Here is a 22,652-nt window from a genome sequence, read left to right as displayed (position 1 = left end):
CTGCGGCGGTGGTGTCGGGGTGGTCCCGCATCGCGGACCTCGTGCTCCGATTCTAGTGCGCCGAAAAACGCGGCAACGCACGGGTGCGGGTCTGTACCCATATCGGAAACCCGCCTGCAGTGCGACGCAAGGCGCGGCATCAACCCTCGCCCCAATAGCCGGGTTGCTCGTAGGTATGTTTGAGGAAATCGAGAAAGAGCCGCACGCGCAGCGGCAAATGGCGGCGTTGCGGAAAGACGGCGTGAATACCGATGGGCGGTGCGGCGAAGGCGTCGAGCACACTCACGAGCCGTCCGGCGAGCACGTCGGTGCCGACCTCCCACCACGAGCGCCACGCGAGCCCGTGACCTTCGAGACACCATTCGTGCAGGACCGCGCCGTCCGAGCATTCCATGGTGCCGGAGACGCGAATGGAGACGACCTTGCCGTCCTGCTGGAACGTCCAGCCGCGCTGCTGGTTGGCGCTTGCCGCCAGCGCGAGGCAATTGTGATGAGCGAGATCCGCGAGCGTGGCCGGCGTGCCGCGGCGTGCGAGGTAGTCCGGCGAAGCCACGCACAGGCGCCGGTTTTCGCCCAACCGCAGCGAGACGAGCGAAGAGTCCGGCAGTTCGCCGAGACGTACGGCGCAGTCGAATCCCTCGTTCACGAGATCCACCATGCGGTCCGAAAGATCCAGCGTCACGGAAACGTCCGGATGCGCCACGGTGAACGCGGGCACGAGCGGCGCCACGTGGCGTCGGCCGAAACCCGCTGGCGCCGAGACGCGCAGGTGACCGCTCGCCTTGACGCCGCCCGCCGACACGCTCGCTTCGGCGTTCTGCATCTCGTGCAGCACGCGCTGACAGTCTTCGAGAAACGCCGAGCCTTCGAACGTGAGCGTAATGCGTCGCGTGGTGCGCACGAGCAGTTTCACGCCGAGGCGCTCTTCGAGCGCGTCGATACGTCGCCCGATGATGGCGGGCGCCACGCCCTCGGCTTGCGCCGCGGCCGAGAGGCTGCCCTTCGCTGCTACGGCGACGAAAGTTTCGATCTGTTTGAAGCGGTCCATCGCATCACCGTAGACAGTTCAAAGCGCCGGGAAAGTGAGTCCCGGAGCGGTGAGCGACAGATTAGGTAGATGAAAGTAAAAGATCAAGTGACGATTCGAAGCTTTCTTTGCCTTAAGCATCACGAATAGAATCGTCGTCGACCTCTGACAACGGAGCGCACGGCTATGTCGGCCACAACGACACTCTTTCCCAAGGCAGTGATTTTCGACGCGTACGGCACGCTCTTCGACGTCCATTCGGTCGTCGCCGCGGCCGAGCAGCTGTTCGCCGGCCAGGGACTCGCGCTCTCGCAGTTGTGGCGGCAAAAGCAGATCGAATACACCCAATTGCGCACGCTCTCGGACCCCGAAGGCGGCGCGCGCTACCAGCCATTCTGGAGCGTCACGCTCGACGCCCTGCGCTTCTCGGCGCGCAAGCTGGGTCTGCCGCTCACGGCCACCGGCGAAAAGCGGCTGATGGACGAATACGCGTGTCTCTCGGCTTTTCCCGACGTCCTGCCCGTGCTGCGGCAGTTGCGCGCAGGCGATGGCGCGGGCCGCGCGCCGGGCCTGGCCATTCTCTCGAACGGCAATCCGCAGATGCTCGACATCGCCGTCAAAAGCGCCGGCATGACGGGACTCTTCGATCACGTGCTTTCGGTGGACGCCGTGCGTGCCTACAAGCCCTCGCCGGCCGCCTATGCGCTCGGCACGCAGGCCTTCGGCGCAGCGCCACGCGACATCGTGTTCGTTTCGTCGAACGGCTGGGACGCCGCGGGCGCCGGCTGGTTCGGCTACACCACGTTCTGGATCAACCGCCAGGGCGCGCCCGCAGAGGAACTGGGCGTGCGGCCGGACGGCACAGGCAGCGGCATGGCGGACCTCGCCGCGTTTCTCGAAACCCACGCGCCGCCCGACCGGAGCGCGGCCCGCGTGCGCCACAGCCCCGGCGCATGACGGGCCGCCGTTCCGCGCGGACGGCGCACGCAGTACCCGCTTTCACATCCGATTCACATCTGACCGACCAGGGAGCAGCCATCATGGCCAATTCGTTGCAGACACCGCAGGGCATGCAGATTACCGGCGAGATTGCGCCGGGCTTCGAAACGATCCTTACGCCGCAGGCACTGGCACTCGTCACGCAACTGCATCGCGCTTTCGAGCCGCGCCGCCAGGAACTGCTGAAGGCTCGTGCCGAGCGCACGAAGCGCCTCGACGCGGGCGAGCGCCCCGACTTCCTCGCCGAAACGAAGAGCGTGCGCGACGGCGACTGGACCATTGCGCCGTTGCCGAAAGACCTGGAATGCCGCCGCGTGGAAATCACGGGCCCGGTGGAGCGCAAGATGATCATCAACGCGCTGAACTCCGGCGCGGACTCGTACATGACTGACTTCGAGGACTCGAACACGCCGAACTGGAACAACCAGATCACCGGCCACATCAACCTCAAGGACGCCGTCCGCCGCACCATTTCGCTCGAGCAGAACGGCAAGTCGTATCGCCTGAACGACAAGGTCGCGACGCTGATCGTGCGTCCGCGCGGCTGGCACCTCGACGAGAAGCACGTGACCGTGGACGGCCAGCGCGTCTCGGGCGGCATCTTCGACTTCGCGCTGTACCTGTTCCACAACGCGAAGGAACTGATCGCGCGCGGCAGCGGCCCGTACTTCTATCTGCCGAAGATGGAAAGCCACCTCGAAGCACGCCTCTGGAACGACGTCTTCGTCGCCGCGCAGGAAGCCGTGGGTATTGCCCGCGGCACGATTCGCGCGACGGTGCTGATCGAAACGATCCTCGCCGCCTTCGAGATGGACGAAATCCTCTATGAGCTGCGCGAGCACAGCTCCGGCCTCAACGCGGGCCGCTGGGACTACATCTTCTCGGCCATCAAGAAGTTCAAGAACGATAAGGACTTCTGCCTTGCGGACCGCTCGCAGATCACGATGACCGTGCCGTTCATGCGCGCCTACGCACTGCAGTTGCTCAAGACCTGCCACCGACGCAACGCGCCGGCCATCGGCGGAATGAGCGCGCTCATTCCGATCAAGAACGATCCGGCCGCTAACGACAAGGCGATGGGCGGCGTGCGTTCGGACAAAGCACGCGACGCCGGCGACGGCTACGACGGCGGCTGGGTCGCGCACCCGGGCCTCGTGCCCGTGGCAATGGAAGAGTTCGTCAAGGTGCTCGGCGACAAGCCGAACCAGATCGGCAAGCAGCGCGACGACGTGCAGGTGACGGCCAAAGATCTGCTCGACTTCCGTCCGGAACAGCCGATCACCGAAACGGGTCTGCGCAACAACATCAACGTGGGCATCCACTACCTGGGCTCGTGGCTCGCCGGTAACGGCTGCGTGCCGATCCACAATCTGATGGAAGATGCCGCCACGGCGGAAATTTCGCGCTCCCAGGTGTGGCAGTGGATCCGCTCGCCGAAGGGCACGCTGGAGGACGGCCGCAAGGTCACGGCCGAACTCGTTCGAGCGCTCGCGAAAGAGGAACTCGTGAAGGTGAAGAACGTGGTGGGCGGCGATACGGCACCGTACGACCGCGCGGCCGAAATCTTCGAGCAGATGTCGACGGCAGAGCAATTCACTGAATTCCTCACGCTGCCGCTGTACGAGGAAATCTAAGTACCGTGATCGCTATTGCGTGGCCAGCCCGGTTGTAAACACGGGCCGGTCTCGTGGTAGCGGAGCCGGTTACCAGTCAGGTGGCGCGGTAGTGCACGCGGGTTACACGCGAACCTCCGGCTACAGCAGGCCACCTCAGGCGGCCCTCGCCTCAGCGGGCGCGCCGGTACGTCACCCAGTCTCCGTTCCTGATCTCCGGCCATCCCCTCGCCGAATCCGGCGCAACGGGATAGAACCGGCAGGTGAGCGCCACGCCGTTCACCTCGACCTCCGTATGACGGGCGAGAAATAGCCCTTCCACACCCGGATAGACCTCTTCGATCTCGTCGAGCACGGCGACAAGCGCGTCGTCGATCTCGTAGACGTCGCCCTTCACGCGCAGCGCCCGGTCGCCAACCTGCTCCACCACGAGCCCCGGATACGCGCCGAAATCGAACAGTCGCCCGCGCACGAAGGCCTCGCCTACGAGTGTCGGCGCCGCGATGTCGTAGCGCGCCGCGGCCACGTTGATGTCGTTGATCTCTCCCGCCCGCAAGGTGCCGTAGACAAACACGTACTGCATCAAGCGTCCCCCGGCTTCAGAGCGGCGCGCTGGAAACGAGCACGCCGTCCGCGTCGGCGTAGATCCATTCGCCGGGCCGCACCGTCGTGCCGGGCAGGCGCACCGGTACGTCGCGTTCGCCGCCGCCGCGCTTCTGGCTGCGCTGCGGGTGGGCGGCCAGCGCGGCAATGCCGATGTCGCATTCGTTCAGTTCACGCGTGTCCCGCACGCAGCCGTACACGACGATGCCCGCCCAGCCGTTGACCTGCCCGAGCTTGCCGAGGTTGCCGCCGACCAGCGCGCATCGCAGACTGCCGCCGCCGTCCACCACGAGCACGCGGCCTTCGCCGGGTTGTTCGAGCGCGGTGCGCACGAGCGTGTTGTCCTCGAAGATTTTCAGCGTGACGGCCGGGCCGCAAAAAGCCGGCGCGCGGCCGAAGAAACGAAATACCGGATCGAGCACGCGCAGCGTGCCGGCGGCAAGCTGATCCTCGTGCGCGTCGCAGAGATCCGCAGTGGCCTGGGTCATGGGCTTCCTCCACGGTTTGGCGATGGGGTTTGGCAATGAGTTCGACGTCATCGAAATCGCACGCATTATGCCCGCATATCGGGCAGGGAAGAAAAGCCGGCGGCAACCGGTCAACGGGGCTGCGCAGCGGGTGTGTGCGGCATGCGTGCGAGTCTGCCCGGCGCCCGGCCGCGCCCTGCAGCGCGTGCTGCACCCGCCTACAATGGCGGAGCCGCCGCTGCCCGACTCCGCGCCTGCCATGCCACTCGACGCCACTTCGTCTTCTTCCGATCAGGTCCACTTCGCCGACATTCCGCCGGACTTCGCGCCCACGCCGGTTCATCCCATCCGGGTGCGGTCGCGCCCCATGCCGGCGGGCGTGCGCATCGCGCGTCATACGCACGGCTGGGCGCAGGTCGCCTATGCGTCGCGCGGCGTGCTGCGCGTGGCGACCACGGGTACGACGTGGATGGTGCCGCCCTCGCGCGCGATCTGGGTGCCGCCGCACGTGACGCACGAAGTCGTCATCGTCGAAGAGGCGTTCCTGCGTACGCTCTATGTGGACGAGACGGTGGTGCCCGAGGGGCTGGACGCGTGTCGCGTAGTGGAGGTGTCGGGGCTGCTGCGCGAGGTCATTGCGGCGCTCGATACGCAAGGGTTGCCCTCGTATCGCGAGCGGCTGCTCGGCACGCTCGCCCTCGACGAGATCACGCGGTCCGAGCCGCTGCCGCTCTCGGTACCGATGCCGGCCGAAAAACGGTTGCGCACGCTATGCGAAGCGCTGATTGCCGATCCGGCCGGCTCGGTGTCGCTGGAACACTGGGCGGCCAGCATCGGTGCGAGCACGCGCACTATCGCCCGGCTGTTCCGCCAGGAACTGGGCATGAGCTTCTCGCAGTGGCGTCAGCAGGCCATCCTCGCGCGTGCGATTCCGTTGCTGAACCAGGGGCGGCCGATGTCGCTCGTGGCGGAAGAACTCGGCTACCAGAGCCAGAGTGCGTTCTCCGCGATGTTCCGACGGGCCTTCGGACAGAGTCCGCGCGCATTCATCGCACGCGACATCGCACATCGCGAGGACAACGGCGTCGCGCTTGCTGCTCGAGACGAGCTGTTGTCACCGGACGTCGAGGTCAGCACCGCACGGCCTGCGCGGACGTAGACAAATGATGAATGCCGCTCGCGCATGACGCGATTGCAACAGCAGTTGGCGTATGCAGAAGGATTGGCTTAGCGACCGACGAAGGGGATGACATCCACCGCATCACACCTTGCGCGCCATGTGGCGGATGGAGCCGAGCCGCGCAAGCCTCGGGCCCGCAGGCCGGTACCCCATGCGCTGATAGAGCCTTGCCGCCGGATTGTCGACGAACACCCGCAGTTGAAGCTCCTTCAGACCGCGTTCGCGCGCCCACTGATGCGAGATGTCGAGCAGGAAGGTGCCTGCACCCTGACGCCGGTGTCCTTCGGCGATCTGCACGTCCCGGATATGCAGCGAGTCGTTTTCTTCCGTCACCCGCAGCACGCCGATTGCTTCGCCCTCGGCTTCCAGAATGAAGTTCTCGGATTCGCGCCAGCTTGCGAGAAACAGGTCGCCCCGCCAGACGAGATGGTGTCGCCGGTAATAGCCGTCCATGTTCGTACGCGTCAGCGCTTCGGCAAACTCGAAGTCTTCTATGGTGGCGCCGCGCAGATGGAAGCGGGATGGGACGTCGTTCGGGGCAAACATGGCACACCGGCGAGAGAAGAACCTGCACAACGGTAAGGCAGGCCGTGCACGCTGGCAATGGCTGTTTTTCCGAAGCGGTCAGGAACAACGGCTTGGCGTTGCTGGTTGACGGTTGGCGGAGTCAGGTCGAGCATCCCCTTCGTCCGCGCCGCTCTGACTGGAGCAAACAACAAAAAGCCCGCTGGGTGTTCCCAGCGGGCTTCTCGTTTTTGGCGGAGCGGACGGGACTCGAACCCGCGACCCCCGGCGTGACAGGCCGGTATTCTAACCGACTGAACTACCGCTCCAGTCTCTACAGCTTCGCGCACATCGCCTTGTGGCTGCGTACGCTGCATCGCCTCGTGCTGCATGGCGCTGCTACCTGTGTGTCTTTGGCGTCCCCTAGGGGATTCGAACCCCTGTACTCACCGTGAAAGGGTGATGTCCTAGGCCTCTAGACGAAGGGGACAACACAGGCTTACACCTTAATAAAAAAGCCCGCTCAAGTGCGCCTGAACGGGCTTTGTCTGGCGGAGCGGACGGGACTCGAACCCGCGACCCCCGGCGTGACAGGCCGGTATTCTAACCGACTGAACTACCGCTCCAGTCTTTACATCATCGCTTACGGGCGTCGGTTAGTTCCCGCATGCTGCTTCGCCGGTTACTGCCTGGCGCCGCGAATGTCCTGGCGTCCCCTAGGGGATTCGAACCCCTGTACTCACCGTGAAAGGGTGATGTCCTAGGCCTCTAGACGAAGGGGACATAATCTTTGCAGACCAACCTCTTCTGCATCGTGTCGCTTATCGCGACGCTACCGCTCGCAATTTGCTGCTAACTACCTGCAACAGCGAAGACCGCTATATTAACTGCCGTACCGCTGCTTGTGAAGTCTTTTTTCTACGACGTCCGGCTGGGCAGAAAAGAGATTCACGAATGTTCTGGTGGTGGAGGTAAGCGGGATCGAACCGCTGACCTCTTGCATGCCATGCAAGCGCTCTCCCAGCTGAGCTATACCCCCTTGCAGAACAGAAACGAGATTTTAGAGACCGAATCGTGGTTTGTAAATACCCTTTGAGCTTTCCAACGCAACTTTTTCGATCGCGCCGAGCGGCCCTTCGAATCGCGCTCCGTTTTCGGCATCACGCTTAAGCCAGCGCCTTGCCGATTCGCGCCACCACTACCTCGCGTGAGAAGAGCGAAAGCAAGCTATCGATCGAGGGTGTGTGCGTCGTGCCGACCACGAGCAGGCGTACCGGCATCGCGAGTTGCGGCATCTTGAGCTTGTGTGCCGCAAGCGTCGCCTTCAGCGCCGCCGCGATCCCCTCCTTCGTCCATTCGGCGCTGCGCAGCGCCGTGACGAGATCGGCGAGCGCGCCACGCACGGCGTCGGTCACGTGCTGCGCCAGCGCCTCGGGCTCAGGCTGCGGCTCGCGATAGAACATGACGGCGTTTTCGGCGATCTCCTTGATGGTCGATGCGCGATCCTTGAGCAAGGCGATCACGCCGTCGAGCGACGGGCCTGCCTCGAGCGCCGCAGCGTCGATGCCGAGCGCCTCGAAGAACGGCTTCGCCAGCCCGGCAAGACGCGCGCTGTCCGCTTCCTTGATGTAGTGATTGTTGAGCCAGTTCAGCTTGTTGTGGTCGTACTGCGCCGGCGACTTGCCGAGGTGTTCGAGGTCGAACCACTCGACGAACTGCTCACGCGAGAAGACCTCGGCGTCGCCGTGCGACCAGCCGAGACGCGCGAGATAGTTCAGCACGGCCTCCGGCAGATAACCCTCGTCGCGGTAGCCCATCACGCTCATTGCGCCATGACGCTTGCTCATCTTCTCGCCCTGCTCGTTGAGCACCGTGGGCAGATGCGCGTAGACCGGCGGCTCCGCGCCGAGAGCTCGCAGGATGTTGATCTGGCGCGGGGTGTTGTTCACGTGGTCGTCGCCGCGAATCACGTGTGTGATGCGCATGTCGAGATCGTCCACCACGACGCAGAAGTTGTAGGTGGGCGTGCCGTCGGGACGCGCGATCACGAGGTCGTCGAGCTCCTCGTTGGAAATTTCAACGCGCCCCTTCACGGCGTCGTCCCATGCCACGACGCCCGTCAGCGGATTCCTGAAGCGCAGGACCGGCTTCACGCCTTCCGGGGGCGTGGGCAGCGTCTTGCCGGGCTCCGGACGCCACGTGCCGTCGTAACGCGGCTTGAGGCCGGCGGCGCGCTGCCTTTCACGCAGCGCATCGAGTTCTTCCGTCGACATGTAGCAGGGGTACACGAGACCCTGCTCCACCATCTGCGCCAGCACCTCGCGATAGCGGTCCATGCGCTGCATCTGGTAGAACGGGCCTTCGTCGTAATCGAGGCCGAGCCATGCCATGCCTTCGAGAATGGCGTCGACCGACTCCGAAGTCGAACGCTCGAGATCCGTGTCCTCGATGCGTAGCACGAAGGTCCCCTTGTGATGACGCGCGAACGCCCACGGGTAAAGCGCGGAGCGAATGTTGCCCAGATGGATGAAACCGGTGGGGCTCGGTGCGAAGCGGGTACGGACAGAGGTGGTCATATGGATGAGCTCGGAGACGGCGTCGCGCGTGCGGGCAAGGCTGCCGCGGTCTCGTGAAGGACGCGCGCCGGCCGCCCGCGAGCGGCAGAGCAAGACGCCGGCCGGTGATGTCCTGCGGCGTTCGCCCACGCAACGCGAATGAAAAATTCGACCTGCGATTATACCCGCCGGGACTTCGGTGAGCCGCCGGGTGCCGCGCGGCACGCGCGCAAACGAGGCCGGGTGCGCGGCTCATTCCGCTACCAGTCGCTCTCATCGGGGCACGCTGTATGTCGCTCGCCGTACGTGTGGGATCCCACCACAAGTAGCACGTCCACTCGGTCGGCGTATCCGTGCATGGCTACCCGTTTGCTTTATGATGTGCCCGCGCCGGCGCCCGTTGCCGACGCGGTACGCGCCGCACGGTACGCCACCGTAATTGCGCCGCGCGTTGCGTGATCCGCGGTCTGCGCCCCGGCTACCGGCCGGCCGTGCGCTACCGCAGCTGGAGAAATCGTTGAAGCCTTCCTCGCCTTCCATGGGCCGCCGGGCGTTTTCGCTCGCCGCGGCATCCGCCGTCCTGACTGCCTGCGGCACCACAGCCACGCAGACCCACACCACCCCCAGCACATCGGCGCCAAACACCGCGGCCACGCCGCCCGTGGGCAAGCCGGCGCGTCCGCTGCGGGTCGGGCTCGCGCTCGGCGGCGGCGCCGCGCGCGGCTTCGCGCACATCGGCGTGATCAAGGCGCTCGAAGCCCGCAACGTGCAGATCGACCTGGTGTGCGGCACGAGCGCGGGCTCCGTGGTGGCCGCGCTCTACGCTTCGGGCATGAGCGGCATCGCGATCAACAAGCTCGCCTTGACGATGGATCAGGCATCCATCAGCGACTGGGCCATGCCGTTTCGCACGCGCGGCCTGCTGCAAGGCATCGCGCTGCAGAACTATCTCAACACGACGTTGAACAATCGCCCCATCGAGAAGATGGCGAAGCCGCTCGGCGTGGTTGCCACCGATCTGAGGACCGGCGAGCCTATCCTGTTCCAGCGCGGCAACACGGGTATCGCGGTTCGTGCGTCGTGCAGCGTGCCGTCGATTTTCGAGCCCGTGAAGATCGGCGGCCACGAGTATGTGGACGGCGGGCTCGTGAGCCCGGTGCCGGCTGCGTTCGCGCACAAGATGGGCGCCGATTTCGTGATCGCGGTGGACATCTCCGCGCGCCCGGAAAGCGGGCTCACCCAAAGCTCGTTCGATGTCCTGATGCAGACGTTCACCATCATGGGCCAGACCATCAAGGCCTATGAACTCGACAAATACGCGGACTTCGTGATCCGGCCCAATCTGGCCGCCATGAGCAGCAGCGACTTCGGCCAGCGCAATGCGGCGATTCTCGCCGGCGAGGAAGCGGTGGCGCGAATCATGCCGGAGCTGGAACGCAAACTCGCGCAAAGTCGCGCCACGGTCGCGTAAGCGGCGTTTCCGCCGTGGGGCGGGTGGCGAGGCGTTGGTTGAGCACGCGCTTCCCGGCGCGCCATTCAGCCACCCCGGCATTTGCCGCACTGTCGCTGGCCCGTCGCAGCACGGGCCCTGCGGGCGAGACGACTCAAGGCACGCAGAACGCACGCTACAAACACAAAAAGCCCGCTTCAAACGAAGCGAGCTTTTTGTCGAACTGCCGAAGACCTGATGAAAAGAAGCGGCCGGCCGGCTGAACCCCGACTAAGCGGGTCTACTCAATTGCCGCCAATCGTCGCGCTTACGCGCTGCTTCAGGTCCTGCTGCTGCGGATAGGTGGTCTCCACGCGTCGCGCGCCCGTAAAGCGCTTTTCCCAATAGCCGTCATCCATATCGTCGACGCGGATCGTGCTGCCCGTGGAAGGCGAATGCACGAACTTGTTGTCGCCGATGTAGATGCCGACGTGCGAGAACGTGCGGCGCATCGTATTGAAGAAAACGAGGTCGCCCGGCTTCAGCTCGGAGAGGCGCACCTTCTCGCCCACGCGACTCATTTCCTCGGCCCGACGCGGCAGCGCGAGGCCCAGCGTGTCCTGGAACACGTAGCGCACGAAGCCGCTGCAATCGAGGCCCGAATCCGGCGTGTTGCCACCCCAGCGGTAGCGCACGCCAATCATGTTCAGCGCGCCGACCACCACGTCGCCGGCCTTGCCCGCCATGCCGGACAGGAACGAGCGGGTGCCGCTCGTGCTGTCGCTCGCTGCGGGAGCCTGGGTGGTGCTGGTGGGGGAGGAAGACTGCGAATTCGTCGAGAATTGCGACGAATTTAAGGCATTCTGACTAAAATTGCTTGCTTCATCGGCGAATGTGCCGGAACTTGCTGCCATCAGCACGCCGATGAACATCCCGGCGACGGCGCGCGCGCAAGCCTGGGTCAAATGTCTGTGGTGCATCGGTCGGTAGAATTTGCCCGAAAATCAGGGGGTTAGAAGAAAACTTTGGACGATACTAGCCAGTAAGTATTCGCGTGTCAAAACAAATAGAAAAATACAATCGTCACACGCACCTCATTGGGGAATATGCCCGCCGAGGGCCGCCTGGAGCAGCTTCCGCGTATAAGGATGGGCCGGTTCGGCGAAGATCTTCCCCACCTCGCCGGTCTCCACGATCGCCCCGTTTTGCATCACCACCACCCGGTGCGCCATGGCGCCGATCACCTCGAGGTCGTGGCTGATGAAGACGTAGCCGAGGTTGTACTTGCGTTGCAACCCGGCCAGCAGCTTGAGCACTTGCTGCTGGATGGAGACGTCGAGCGCGCTCGTCGGCTCGTCGAGGATGAGGATGCGCGGCTCCAGCACCAGCGACCGCGCGATCGCGATGCGCTGCCGCTGCCCGCCCGAGAACTCGTGCGGATAGCGATAGAGCACCGTGCGGTCGAGGCCCACCTCGCGCAGTACTGCGACAACCTTGTCGCGCCGCGCCTTCGCGTCGAGTTGCGGCCGATGCAGCGCGAGCCCCTCGCCCACGATCCGCTCGATCGTGTGTCGCGGCGAGAGCGAGCTGAACGGGTCCTGAAACACCACCTGCATGTTCGAGCGCAGCTCGGTCTGTTCGCGGCCGCGATAGCTCGCGAGCGAACGGCCCTGAAACTCGATCTCGCCGTGCGCGGTGCGCTGCAGTCCGAGCAGCGCCATCGCAAGCGTCGATTTGCCCGAACCCGATTCCCCGACGATGCCGAGCGTCTCGCCCTGCCGCACCGACACGTTAGCGTCGTCCACTGCGCGAAAGCGCCCGGTGCGAAACCAGCCGCGAAAGCCCGGCAGCCGGGTCGGAAAATCGACGCACACGCCGCGCGCATCCAGCAACACGGGCGAAATGGGCAGCACGGGCACGACCGTGCGCTCCGGCCGGCTGTTGAGCAGCCGCTGTGTGTACGGATGCTGCGGCGATTCGAAAATCGTCTCGACCGGCCCGCTCTCCACGAGCACACCGCGCTCCATCACGGCCACGCGCTGCGCGAATCGGCGCACGAGGTTCAGGTCGTGCGTGATGAGCAGCACCGCCATGCCGCGCTTCTGCGCCTCGTCGCGCTGAAGCTCCAGCAGCAGATCGACGATCTGCGCGCGAATGGTGACGTCGAGTGCCGTGGTGGGCTCGTCGGCGAGCAGCAGTTGCGGCCGGCAAGCCAGCGCCATCGCGATCATCGCGCGCTGGCGCTGCCCGCCGGAAAGCTGGTGCGGGTAGCTCGCCACCCGCCGCTCCGGATCGGTAATGCCCGTGCGTGCGAGCAGCGCCGCAGCCTGGCGGTACGCCTGCGGCTTGGTGAGGCCGTCGTGCAGCATGATCGTTTCCGCGATCTGCTCGCCCACCGTGAAGAGCGGATTCAGGGCCGTCATGGGCTCCTGAAAGATCATCGCGATGTCGTTGCCGCGCAGGCCGCGCATCTCGCGTTCGCTCTTCGCGAGCAGGTCTTCCCCGTTGAAGCGGATCGAACCGCCCACCTGCGCATCCGCGAGCAGACGCAATACGGAAAGCGCGGTAACCGTCTTGCCCGAGCCCGATTCGCCGACGAGCGCCACACGCTCGCCGCGCGCAATGGAGAGCGTCACGTCGTTGACGGCCACCGTATCGCCGAACGCCACGCGCAGCCGCTCGAGCGAGAACAGCGGCGTACCGGCCGCCGGCGCGGCCCTTTCGCTGGCGGCGGCGCTCACTGGTTGCCTCCCGCGCGCATGGCGTCGGCAATGCGCGTATCGAGCGCGTTGCGCAGCGCGTCGCCCATGAACGTGAGCAACAGCAGCGTCACGACGAGCACGCCGAACGTGGACATCGAGATCCACCACGCGTCGAGATTGGCCTTGCCCTGGGCGAGGAGTTCGCCAAGGCTCGGCGTAGGCGCGGGCACGCCGAGGCCGAGAAAGTCGAGGCTCGTGAGCGCGAGAATCGCGCCGCTCATGCGAAACGGCAGGAACGTGATGACCGGCGTGAGACTGTTGGGCAGCACGTGCCGCCAGATGATCTGCCAGTTCGACAGCCCCATCGCTCGCGCGGCGCGCACGTAGTCCTGATTGCGATTGCGCAGAAATTCGGCGCGCACGTAATCGGAAAGGCCGATCCAGCCGAACAGCGAGAGCAGCACGATCAGCAGGATGAAGCCCGGCTCGAAGATCGAGGAAAAAATGATGAGCAGATACAGCTCGGGCAGCGCGCTCCAGATCTCGATCAGGCGCTGGCCCACGATATCGACCTTGCCGCCGAAGTAGCCCTGCACTGCGCCCGCCAGCATGCCGAGCAGCGTGCCGATGGCCGTGAGCACGAGCGCGAACTCCACCGAAACGCGAAAGCCGTAGACGAGCCGTGCGAACAGGTCGCGGCCGCGATCGTCGGTGCCGAGCCAGTTCGCGCGCGAAGGGGGCGCTGGATTCGGCGTTTTCGAAAAATAGTTAAGCGTGTCGTAGTAGTACGGGTTAGGCGGGTAGATCGCGAAGTTGCCCGGCGCGTCGAAGCGATGCCGGATGTACGGATCGAGATAGTCGGCCGGCGTCGGGAAGTCGCCGCCGAATGCGGTCTCGGGATAGTCCTTGAAGAGCGGGAAATAGAGTTGCCCGTCGTAGCGCACGACGAGCGGCTTGTCGTTGCACCACAGCGGCGCCGCAAGGCTCGCCGCGAAGGCGAACACGAAGACGACGAGGCTCCAGTAACCGAGGCGCTGCTGCCTGAAGCGCTGCCAGATGCGCCGCGCCGGCGACGGCGACACGAATGCGCGCACCGGCTGCGCGGAAGAGGACATCTCAGGGCCAACGCGGGCTCGGCTCAACTCAGTGCTCCAGATGCTCGAATTGAATGCGGGGGTCGACCAGCACGTAGCAGAGATCGGAAATCAGTTTCGTCACGAGACCGATCAGCGTGAACAAATAGAGCGTTCCCAGCACGACGGGATAGTCGCGGCGAATCACGGACTCGTAGGAGAGCAGGCCCAACCCGTCGAGCGAAAAGAGCGTCTCGATCAGCAGGCTGCCCGTGAAGAAGGCACCGATGAACGCGGCCGGAAAGCCCACGATGAGCGGCAGCAACGCGTTACGAAATACGTGCTTCCACAGCACCGTGCGCTCGGAGAGACCCTTCGCGCGCGCCGTCAGCACGTACTGCTTGCGCACTTCGTCGAGGAATGCGTTCTTCGTAAGCATGGTGACCACGGCGAAGCTGCCCACCACGGAAGCAACGACGGGCAACGTGATGTGCCACAGATAGTCGAGGATCTTGCCGCCGAGCGACAGCGAGTCCCAGTTGTCCGACACGAGATTGCGCAGCGGAAAGAGCTGCAGAAACGAACCGCCCCCGAACAGCACGAGCAGCAGCACGCCCAGTACGAAGCCGGGAATCGCGTAGCCGACGAGCACGACGAGGCTCGTGACCAGATCGAAGCGCGAGCCGTTGCGCACGGCCTTCGCGATACCGAGCGGCACCGATATGAGATAGGTGAGGAAGAACGTCCACAGGCCGATGCTGATCGACACCGGCAGCTTCGAGACGATCAGCGACCACACGCTTTGATGCCGGAAATAACTGTCGCCCAGATCGAAGCGCGCGAAGCGTCCGAGCATCATGAAGTAGCGTTCGAGCGGCGGCTTGTCGAAACCGTAGAGCGCCTTGAGTTGTGCGAGCTGCTGGGCATCCACGCCCGTATGGGCACGCATGCCGAACGGCAGGCCCTGCTCGGCACCTTTGCGCAGCTCGTGTATCGCCTGCTCCACCGGCCCGCCCGGCACGAACTGGATCACGACGAAGGTCAGCGTCAGCACGCCGAGGAGCGTCGGGATCATCAGCAGCAGGCGTTTGAGGATGTAGCTCCACATAGGCGGCAATCCGTATGTTTGAACGGGACGGCTCGCGTACGGGCGGCCATGATCGGCGCGCTTGAAACACGAGCCGTTACGCTACTGGTTCGCCGCTCCCGCAGGCGATGTCTTGAACCACCACGTCGAGATGATCCAGTCGCTCCCGGAATAGTACAGCGGCAGTGTGCGCGGCCACGCGAGCGTGTTCTTGAACGCCACGCGATGCACCGCGCTATACCACTGCGGCACCACATAATAGCCATGCATCAAGACCCGGTCGAGCGCATGCACCGCGTCGACAAGCGCCTCGCGCGTCTGTGCCGCGACGATGGCGCGCAACAGCGCGTCCACCACCGGCGACTTGAGGCCGATCAGATTGCCTGAGCCCTCCTCGTCCGCGGCTTTGCTGCCGAAGCGGTCGATCTGCTCGGTGCCCGGCACCTGCACGTCGGGATAGCGGATCGTCGTCATGTCGAAGTCGAATGCGTCGAGGCGCTTCTGATAGAGCGCGAAGTCCACGGCGCGATAACTGACCTTGATGCCGAGCTTCTGAAGACTGCGCTGATACTGCGCCATGATGGGCTCCCACCGCGCCGAGCCGCTCGTGTCGTCGAGCACCTCGAATTCGAACGGCTTGCCTTGCGCGTCGCGCAGCGCTCCGTCGCGATAGGTCCAGCCGGCCTGCGCGAGCAGTGCGCGCGCCTTGAGCAGATTGGCGCGCAGCGAGCCGGGCGGGTCGGTGTCGGGCTGTACGGGCGGCGGCCCGAACACCGCGGGGTCGAGCTTCGAGCGCCACGGGTCGAGCAACGCCAGCTCGCCCGGCGAAGGCAACCCTTTTGCCTGCAGGTCTGTGTTCACGAAGAAGCTGTCGATGCGCCGGTACTGGCTATAGAACAGTTGCCGGTTGAGCCACTGGAAATCGAGCGCAAGGTCGAGCGCCTCGCGCACGCGCACGTCCTGAAAAAGCGGCCGACGCAGATTCATGATGAAGCCCTGCATGCCGGCGCCGTTGTGCTGCTCGAACTCGCGCTTCTGCAACTCGCCGCTGTCGAAGCGTTTGCCCACGTCGCGACGCACCCAGTTGCGCGCCACGTATTCGACGAGCGCGTCGTATTCGCCGGCCTTGAACGCTTCGAGACGGGCGACGTCGTCGGCATAGAGCTTGTAGACGATGCGCTCGAAGTTGTACATGCCGGCACGCACCGGCAGATTGGCGCCCCAGTAATTCGGATCGCGGCGATAGGTGATCGTGCGCGCGTTCGAGTAGCTCTCGATGAGATACGGGCCGCTGCCTATCGGCTTTTCGAATGCGAGCTGGTCGAACGGAATGCGTGTGCCGTCGGGCCGCAATCCCCATTTGTGCGAGAACACCGGCATGCTGCCCGCGATCAGCGGCAGTTCGCGGTTGTGCGCTCGAAACTCGAAGCGCACCGTGGATGGGTCCACCACCACGGCGCGCGTGATGTCGGCATACGAGAGGACGACGGGCGGCGCGGCCTGCCGGCTCTTGAGCATATCGAGCGAGAACTTCACGTCTGCCGCCGTGACGGGGTCGCCGTTCGAGAAGTGTGCGCGCGGATTGATGTGGAACGTGACGGACATGCCGTCGGACGCGACTCGAATGTCGTCGGCAAGGAGCCCGTATGCCGATGCCACTTCGTCCGAGCTTCCCGTGGTGAGGCTCTCCAGCGACAATCCGAGGCCAGGCGCCGGGTTGCCGCGCATCGTGAAGAGGTTGAACTTGTCGAAGCTCGTGAGCCGGTTCGGATTAGCGAGCACGAGTGTGCCGCCTTTGGGCGCCGCCGGATTGACGTAATCGAAATGGCTGAAGCCGGGCGGGTACTTCGGTTCGCCATACTGCGCGATGGCATAGGCGCCCCAGGCCGACTGCATCGCGGTGAAGGCGACGAGCACCGTTGCAGCCGATAACGCGACTGCGGCACGCCCCGTGTTGCGCCATGTGCGCCAGGCACCGGAGGCAGCACGACGGGCCGCACGACAGACAGATATAACGGCCGCATAACGGCCTCTGTCGAGCGATGCCCCGCCCCGTCGCGAGCCGCTTGGCGAGCCAGTTGTCATAAGGGCTTGTTTATCCAGTTGGCGGTTGCAGTGTGAGAGAATTCTACCCAACCTGCGCGACGCCGCGCACCATAGACAGCGGCGCGCCGCCCCACATTAGGAGAATTCATGGGCTTTCTGGCCGGCAAACGCATCCTGTTGACGGGTCTTCTGTCGAACCGCTCCATCGCCTACGGTATCGCTCAGGCGTGCCGGCGTGAAGGCGCCGAACTCGCCTTCACGTACGTCGGCGAGCGCTTCAAGGACCGCATTTCCGAATTCGCCGCGGAGTTCGGCAGCGATCTCGTCTTCCCGTGCGACGTGGCCGACGACGCGCAAATCGAAGCGCTCTTCGTCTCGCTCAAGCAGCACTGGGACAGCCTCGACGGCCTCGTCCACTCCATCGGCTTCGCGCCGCGCGAGGCAATCTCGGGCGACTTCCTCGAAGGCATGACGCGCGAGAACTTCCGCATCGCCCACGACATCTCGGCGTACAGCTTCGCCGCGCTCGCCAAGGCGGCGCTGCCGCTGCTCTCGCCCGAGGCGTCGCTGCTCACGCTCTCGTACCTCGGCGCCGAGCGTGCCATCCCGAACTACAACACGATGGGGCTCGCCAAGGCCGCGCTCGAAGCGAGCGTGCGCTACATGGCGGTTTCGCTCGGCGGCAAGAGCGTGCGGGTGAACGGCATTTCCGCAGGCCCGATCAAGACGCTCGCTGCGAGCGGCATCAAGAGCTTCGGCAAGATTCTCGACTTCGTGGAGCACAACGCGCCGCTCAAGCGCAACGTGACGATCGAGCAGGTCGGCAATACGGCGGCGTTCCTGCTCTCCGAACTGGCCTCGGGTATTACCGCAGAAATCGTCCACGTCGACAGCGGCTTCAATGCCGTGGTGGGCGGCATGGCCCCCACGGAAGAATGAGCGAGGCAGACAAGCGCCGGCCACATCCTCTGCCCCAGCAGGCGGCCTGAGTACCGAGCTTCACGCCCTTTCGCGACCCATAAAAAAACCGCTCTTACGAGCGGTTTTTTTTCGGCTTGCGTCAGCTTACCTGCAAGGCGCCATAGCGTTCGAAAGCGCCTCGCCATCGCAGGTCAATGGCGCCATCCGTCATGGCCGCCGCCATGGCCATGATCCCAGCCGCCGTGGCGTCCGCGGTCCCAGCCGCGGTGATAGCGGTACCACTCGTCGCGGTCCCAGTAGCGGCGACCGTCCCAATAGCGGTCGCCATGCCAGCCGATCACGATGGCGGGCGCCGGATAGACAGGCGCGGGATAGATAGGCGCCGGCTGATAGACGACAGGCGGAGGCGGTGGCGCATAGACCGGAGCCGGCGCGACATAAACCGGTGCCGGAATGCCGATGTTCACGCCCACGCTCACGCCAGCCAACGCCGCACTCGACACGCCAATCGCCAGTCCTCCCGCCACCCATGCAACAACACGCGCGAACTTCATGATTCACCCTTTTTGCAGATGTGCTTACGTCCTGATGGTTGCCCGGACTATATCGCAGGCTCGCTTCCCGCGTATTTCAGCTTTGTAATAACTGCTGCATAAGATCGCGCGAACGCCCATGCGGTTACGTCCAGTAACATAAAACGGCCATGCCGAAACGCTGCCCCGCCACCGGGCACACCCGCACGTAGCGAGCCCGCCGGCCGCGCCGCAACAAGGCAGAGCGAGGACGAAACGAGGCTGAAACGGAAGCGATGCGCTCACGCGACAGTGCCTCGGAACAGCTCTTGCTTCCCCGCTTGATTGCGCCCCATTGCAAGACCATGGCATCGGCGGCGACATGGGCCGCCTGCGCGCGGCGGCGTGTCGTGCCGCGACCGGTCGCCTGAATCGCAACGGGGTCCTACAGGAGCTCATTCATGCACAAGCGCACGACCGCCGCAGCGGCATCGGTCATTGCCACGCTCGCAGCAGCACTGGCCACCCCCGCCTCGGCACAGACGCCGTCGCCGCTCGCCGAATGGCAGTACACGGCGGGCATTCCTCTCGAAAAACTCATGCAGCCTTCGCTGCCGACGTGGCGTATCCGTGTCGGTCCCGCGGCCAGCTTTCGCCCCCTTTACGACGGCTCCGACCGCCATCACATGGTGGCCGGCCCGAGCATCGACATCCGCTACCGCGACCTCTTCTTCCTGTCGACCGGTGAAGGCATCGGCATGAACGTGCTGTCCGGGCCGAACTGGCGCGTCTCGCTCGGCGCGGCTTACGACCTGGGCCGCCGCGCGCGCGACGACTCCAGCCGGCTCGGCGGCATGGACAACATCAACCCGGCTCCGGCGGTCAAGCTGGCCGGCGAGTACGTGATCTCGAAGTCGTTCCCGCTCGTGCTACGCGCGGACGTGAGGCGCTATTTCGGCGGCTCGAACGGCTGGGTCGCGGACCTGGGCGCCTATATGCCGATGCCCGGCAGCTCCCAGAAGTTCGTCTGGTTCGCGGGCCCGGGCGTGACCTTCGCGGACTCGCGCTACATGAACAGCTGGTTCGGCGTGACCCCGAACGAGGCGGCCCGCTCCGGCCATCCGGCCTACCGTGCGGGCGCGGGCGTCAAGTCGTTCGGCTTCGGCGTGAGCGCGACCTGGATCATCAACAAGCACTGGCTCGCAAGCGGCGACGCCGCGATCCAGCAACTGGTCGGCGACGCCGTGCACAGCCCGATCACGCAGCGCGCAACCGGCACCGTGCTCGACATGACGGTGACGTACCAGTTCTGACGGACGCCGCCGCCGCGGCCCGCACGGCGGCAAGCAGCGCGGCTCAGGCGGCTTGACGCGCGCAGTCCAGTGCCAGCCGGGCACGATGGCGCACCACGGCGCCACCGCCGTGGCGTGCAGCGACGAAGCGCAACGAGTCAAAACGAAGCACAACACCCTGGCCCACTCCAGCACAAGCCCACACGCTCCGCACAAGCCGGCGGCCTGCCGTCAAATTTCCCCTAAGATACGCACAGGCGGCCGTGCCGGCCTGTGCGCTCTCTGCGTCTTCGTGCGCAGCGCCTTCCTGCACGAACGCCGATAAACGGGCACCATAGCGTGCACCGCAGATGCCTGCGGGAAGACGCCTGGCGCGTCACCCGCATGCGGGCGCCCGCGGTCCGCATCGGTCCCGGTCAATCCCGCCCGGTGCCGATTCGCTCCGGTCCGTCTCAACCCGGCCCCTAACCGTCCACCTCCAAACGCACCATGACCACTCAGGCCCCATCCGCAGCGTCAGACCGCCCGCTCGACATGATCATCTTCGGCGGCGCCGGAGACCTGTCCGCGCGCAAGCTGCTGCCGGCGCTCTACATGGCCCACCTGCACGGCAACCTGCCGGCCGATACGCGCATCATCGCCATCGGCCGCCGCGACTGGACGCGCGAGCAGTATCTGTCCTTCATGGAAGAGCACTCGCGCCCGTTCGTCGACAGCAAGGCGCTCGACGCGCTCGCGTGGGACAGATTCCTCGCCCTCTTCGACTACGTGCGCATCGACGTGGGCGCCCAGGGCGACTACAGCCGCCTGTGCGCCGCCGCGCGCCGCAGCGCACAGCGCGTGTTCTATCTCGCGACCTCGCCCGAGCTTTTCACCACCATCTGCGACAACCTCACGGCCTGCGGCCTCGTCGACGAGCACGCGCGCGTGGTGCTGGAAAAGCCGCTCGGCCACGACCTCGAATCGGCGCGCGCCATCAACGCCTCGGTGGGCCAGCACTTTCCCGAGCAGCAGATCTACCGGATCGACCATTACCTCGGCAAAGAGACGGTGCAGAACCTCATGGTGCTGCGCTTCGGCAACGCCATCTTCGGCCCGCTCTGGCAGGCTCCCTACATCAAGAGCGTGCAGATCACCGTGGCCGAAACGGTGGGCGTGGGCAGCCGCGCGGGCTTCTATGACCAGACGGGCGCCATGCGCGACATGGTGCAGAACCACCTGCTCCAGCTGCTGTGCATCGTGGCAATGGAGCCGCCCGTTTCGCTCGACCCCGATGCCGTGCGCGACGAGAAGCTGAAGGTGCTGCGCTCACTGCGTCCCATGACGATGGCCGAAATTGCGCGCGACACCGTGCGCGGCCAGTACACGGCAGGCGCCGTGGCAGGCGAGCCCGTGAAGGGTTATCTGGAAGAAGACAACGTGCCGGCCGACAGCCACGCCGAAACGTTCGTCGCGCTGCGCGCGCAGATCAACAACTGGCGCTGGGCCAACGTGCCGTTCTTCCTGCGCACGGGCAAGCGCCTGCCGAAGCGCCGCTCGGAAATCGTGATCGACTTCGCCGACCTGCCGTTCTCGATCATCCCGAGCGGTCCGCGCAAGTACGGCAATCGTCTCGTGATCCAGCTGCAGCCCGAAGAGTCCATCCAGCTGCAGATGCTCGCGAAGGAACCCGGCAGCGGCCTGCACATGCTGCCCGTGAACCTCAATCTGGATTTGCAGCAGGCCTTCACGGGGCGCCGCGCCGAGGCGTACGAGCGGTTGCTGATCGACGTGATCCGCGGACGTCTCACGCACTTCATGCGCCGCGACGAACTCGAAGCGGCGTGGGCGTGGGTGGAGCCTATTCTGAACGGCTGGAAGGAACTGGGCGACCGGCCGCGCAGCTATACGGCGGGCACTTATGGGCCGGCTGCGTCGTCGGCGCTGATGGCGCGCGAGAACATGGCCTGGGCTGAAGAAGCCTGAACGTCGGAGCGGGTGGCGGGCATGTTCTGTCGTGCCCGCTACCGGTTGAAGACCGAATACAGCAGCGAACCCGAGAACGCGACCAGCACGACGCAGGCACCACGCAACAGCGTCGACGTGTGCCGCGCCCACGCGCGACGCGCCGTGAGCAGCCCGCCAAGGCACGACCAGCCGATTCCCACCGGTATCAGCACCATCAGGAACGCGGCGATCGTCGAGGCGAAATAGCGGATGGAGTGAAACGCTTCCAGCGGAAACAGCGTGCTCGCAAACAACAGCGCCTTCGGATTCAGCAGCGTCGTCACGAAGAGGTCGCGAAACGTGACAGGGCCGCCCGGCACGTCGTGCAACGTGCGGCTCGCGCCCCACATCTTCACCGCGAGCAGCAGGATGTAGGCGGCGCTCACCAGCTTGACCGCGGCCGGCAGCCACGGCCGGCCCACGGCGAGAGCGCTCAGGAAGAATCCCCACGCGGCAATGCCCGCGAGATAGCCGAGCGCCTCGGCAATCAGAAGCGGCCACGTGCCGCGCAGTCCCACCTTGAGTCCCGACGAAAGCAACAGCGTGTTCGTCGGGCCCGGCATGACAAGCACGAGCGCCACGTACAGCGACATCTTCAGCAACGTGTCCAGATTCGGCATTGCGCTTCCCGGTTCGTCATGCCTGCGGCCGGCACA

19 protein-coding genes and 5 tRNA genes are annotated in these 22,652 nt (G+C 65.1%); 7 read left to right on the top strand and 17 right to left on the bottom strand.

What is annotated here, in order from left to right; translation table 11 throughout:
* Nucleotides 1-139: 139 nt before the first annotated feature.
* The gene (locus tag U0042_RS09030) at nt 140-1,048 is read right to left on the bottom strand and encodes a LysR family transcriptional regulator (RefSeq protein ID WP_114810653.1); all 909 of its coding nucleotides are present in this window, start codon (nt 1,046-1,048) and stop codon (nt 140-142) included.
* A 165-nt stretch (nt 1,049-1,213) separates the two neighbouring features.
* Between U0042_RS09030 and U0042_RS09025 the strand changes: the two genes are divergently transcribed.
* A complete protein-coding gene (locus U0042_RS09025) occupies nt 1,214-1,984 on the top strand; it encodes a haloacid dehalogenase type II (RefSeq protein WP_114810652.1) in 771 nt (256 codons plus the stop codon).
* An 83-nt stretch (nt 1,985-2,067) separates the two neighbouring features.
* Nucleotides 2,068-3,660 carry a malate synthase A gene (aceB, locus tag U0042_RS09020; protein ID WP_114810651.1) on the top strand — a complete coding sequence of 531 codons (1,593 nt, stop codon included), beginning with the start codon at nt 2,068-2,070 and terminating at the stop codon, nt 3,658-3,660.
* 151 nt (nt 3,661-3,811) lie between these two features.
* Here aceB and U0042_RS09015 read toward each other — a convergent pair whose 3' ends face one another.
* Nucleotides 3,812-4,222: a gamma-glutamylcyclotransferase family protein gene (locus U0042_RS09015; RefSeq protein ID WP_114810650.1), complete on the bottom strand. Its 411-nt coding sequence runs from the start codon at nt 4,220-4,222 to the stop codon at nt 3,812-3,814.
* Between the two features lie 16 nt (nt 4,223-4,238).
* Complete coding sequence (gene rraA, locus U0042_RS09010) at nt 4,239-4,730, bottom strand: ribonuclease E activity regulator RraA (RefSeq protein WP_114810649.1); 492 nt, start codon at nt 4,728-4,730, stop codon at nt 4,239-4,241.
* Between the two features lie 238 nt (nt 4,731-4,968).
* On the opposite strand from rraA, the gene U0042_RS09005 reads away from it, so the two are divergent.
* Nucleotides 4,969-5,868, top strand: a complete 900-nt coding sequence (locus tag U0042_RS09005; protein ID WP_114810725.1) for an AraC family transcriptional regulator — start codon at nt 4,969-4,971, stop codon at nt 5,866-5,868.
* Between the two features lie 102 nt (nt 5,869-5,970).
* Here U0042_RS09005 and U0042_RS09000 read toward each other — a convergent pair whose 3' ends face one another.
* The 7 genes from U0042_RS09000 to gltX form a co-directional block, all read right to left on the bottom strand.
* Entirely contained in the window at nt 5,971-6,435 is a 465-nt protein-coding gene (locus tag U0042_RS09000) for a GNAT family N-acetyltransferase (protein ID WP_114810648.1), read from the bottom strand.
* A gap of 210 nt (nt 6,436-6,645) precedes the next feature.
* A tRNA-Asp gene (locus tag U0042_RS08995) sits at nt 6,646-6,722 on the bottom strand.
* An 85-nt stretch (nt 6,723-6,807) separates the two neighbouring features.
* Nucleotides 6,808-6,883: transfer RNA gene (locus tag U0042_RS08990), tRNA-Glu, on the bottom strand.
* Nucleotides 6,884-6,942: 59 nt separating this feature from the next.
* Nucleotides 6,943-7,019 (bottom strand) — tRNA-Asp (locus tag U0042_RS08985).
* Nucleotides 7,020-7,100: 81 nt separating this feature from the next.
* Nucleotides 7,101-7,176: transfer RNA gene (locus U0042_RS08980), tRNA-Glu, on the bottom strand.
* 180 nt (nt 7,177-7,356) lie between these two features.
* Nucleotides 7,357-7,432 (bottom strand) — tRNA-Ala (locus U0042_RS08975).
* Nucleotides 7,433-7,559: 127 nt separating this feature from the next.
* Nucleotides 7,560-8,969: a glutamate--tRNA ligase gene (gene gltX, locus U0042_RS08970; protein WP_114810647.1), complete on the bottom strand. Its 1,410-nt coding sequence runs from the start codon at nt 8,967-8,969 to the stop codon at nt 7,560-7,562.
* Nucleotides 8,970-9,465: 496 nt separating this feature from the next.
* On the opposite strand from gltX, the gene U0042_RS08965 reads away from it, so the two are divergent.
* On the top strand, nt 9,466-10,419 hold the full coding sequence (locus tag U0042_RS08965) for a patatin-like phospholipase family protein (protein WP_114810646.1): 954 nt from the start codon (nt 9,466-9,468) through the stop codon (nt 10,417-10,419).
* Between the two features lie 263 nt (nt 10,420-10,682).
* On the opposite strand, the gene U0042_RS08960 is transcribed toward U0042_RS08965, so the two are convergent.
* The 5 genes from U0042_RS08960 to U0042_RS08940 all read right to left on the bottom strand — a co-directional run bounded on the left by U0042_RS08960 (nt 10,683) and on the right by U0042_RS08940 (nt 17,135).
* Complete coding sequence (locus tag U0042_RS08960) at nt 10,683-11,357, bottom strand: C40 family peptidase (protein ID WP_114810645.1); 675 nt, start codon at nt 11,355-11,357, stop codon at nt 10,683-10,685.
* Between the two features lie 114 nt (nt 11,358-11,471).
* Nucleotides 11,472-13,118 carry an ABC transporter ATP-binding protein gene (locus U0042_RS08955; RefSeq protein WP_114810644.1) on the bottom strand — a complete coding sequence of 549 codons (1,647 nt, stop codon included), beginning with the start codon at nt 13,116-13,118 and terminating at the stop codon, nt 11,472-11,474.
* Entirely contained in the window at nt 13,115-14,194 is a 1,080-nt protein-coding gene (locus U0042_RS08950) for an ABC transporter permease (protein ID WP_114810643.1), read from the bottom strand. Before U0042_RS08950 ends, U0042_RS08955 begins: the two co-directional genes overlap by 4 nt.
* Nucleotides 14,195-14,222: 28 nt before the next feature.
* A complete protein-coding gene (locus U0042_RS08945) occupies nt 14,223-15,260 on the bottom strand; it encodes a microcin C ABC transporter permease YejB (RefSeq protein WP_114810642.1) in 1,038 nt (345 codons plus the stop codon).
* Nucleotides 15,261-15,341: 81 nt separating this feature from the next.
* Complete coding sequence (locus U0042_RS08940; protein WP_198665291.1) at nt 15,342-17,135, bottom strand: extracellular solute-binding protein; 1,794 nt, start codon at nt 17,133-17,135, stop codon at nt 15,342-15,344.
* Nucleotides 17,136-17,432: 297 nt separating this feature from the next.
* Between U0042_RS08940 and fabI the strand changes: the two genes are divergently transcribed.
* Nucleotides 17,433-18,224, top strand: a complete 792-nt coding sequence (gene fabI / locus U0042_RS08935) for an enoyl-ACP reductase FabI (RefSeq protein WP_114810641.1) — start codon at nt 17,433-17,435, stop codon at nt 18,222-18,224.
* Between the two features lie 173 nt (nt 18,225-18,397).
* Here the strand turns inward: fabI and U0042_RS08930 are convergent, their stop codons facing one another.
* A complete protein-coding gene (locus U0042_RS08930) occupies nt 18,398-18,760 on the bottom strand; it encodes a hypothetical protein (protein WP_114810640.1) in 363 nt (120 codons plus the stop codon).
* Between the two features lie 419 nt (nt 18,761-19,179).
* On the opposite strand from U0042_RS08930, the gene U0042_RS08925 reads away from it, so the two are divergent.
* On the top strand, nt 19,180-20,031 hold the full coding sequence (locus U0042_RS08925) for a MipA/OmpV family protein (RefSeq protein WP_114810639.1): 852 nt from the start codon (nt 19,180-19,182) through the stop codon (nt 20,029-20,031).
* A gap of 468 nt (nt 20,032-20,499) precedes the next feature.
* Nucleotides 20,500-21,975 (top strand): glucose-6-phosphate dehydrogenase, encoded by a 1,476-nt coding sequence (gene zwf / locus U0042_RS08920; RefSeq protein WP_114810638.1) that lies wholly within the window; start codon nt 20,500-20,502, stop codon nt 21,973-21,975.
* 38 nt (nt 21,976-22,013) lie between these two features.
* On the opposite strand, the gene U0042_RS08915 is transcribed toward zwf, so the two are convergent.
* On the bottom strand, nt 22,014-22,616 hold the full coding sequence (locus U0042_RS08915) for a LysE family translocator (protein WP_114810637.1): 603 nt from the start codon (nt 22,614-22,616) through the stop codon (nt 22,014-22,016).
* Nucleotides 22,617-22,652: the final 36 nt, after the last annotated feature.

This window comes from Paraburkholderia kururiensis (assembly GCF_034424375.1).
Classification (GTDB): Bacteria; Pseudomonadota; Gammaproteobacteria; order Burkholderiales; family Burkholderiaceae; genus Paraburkholderia; species Paraburkholderia kururiensis_A.
The sequence above is the reverse complement of the archived record's forward strand: the minus strand, read 5'-3'. Positions and strand labels throughout refer to the sequence as shown.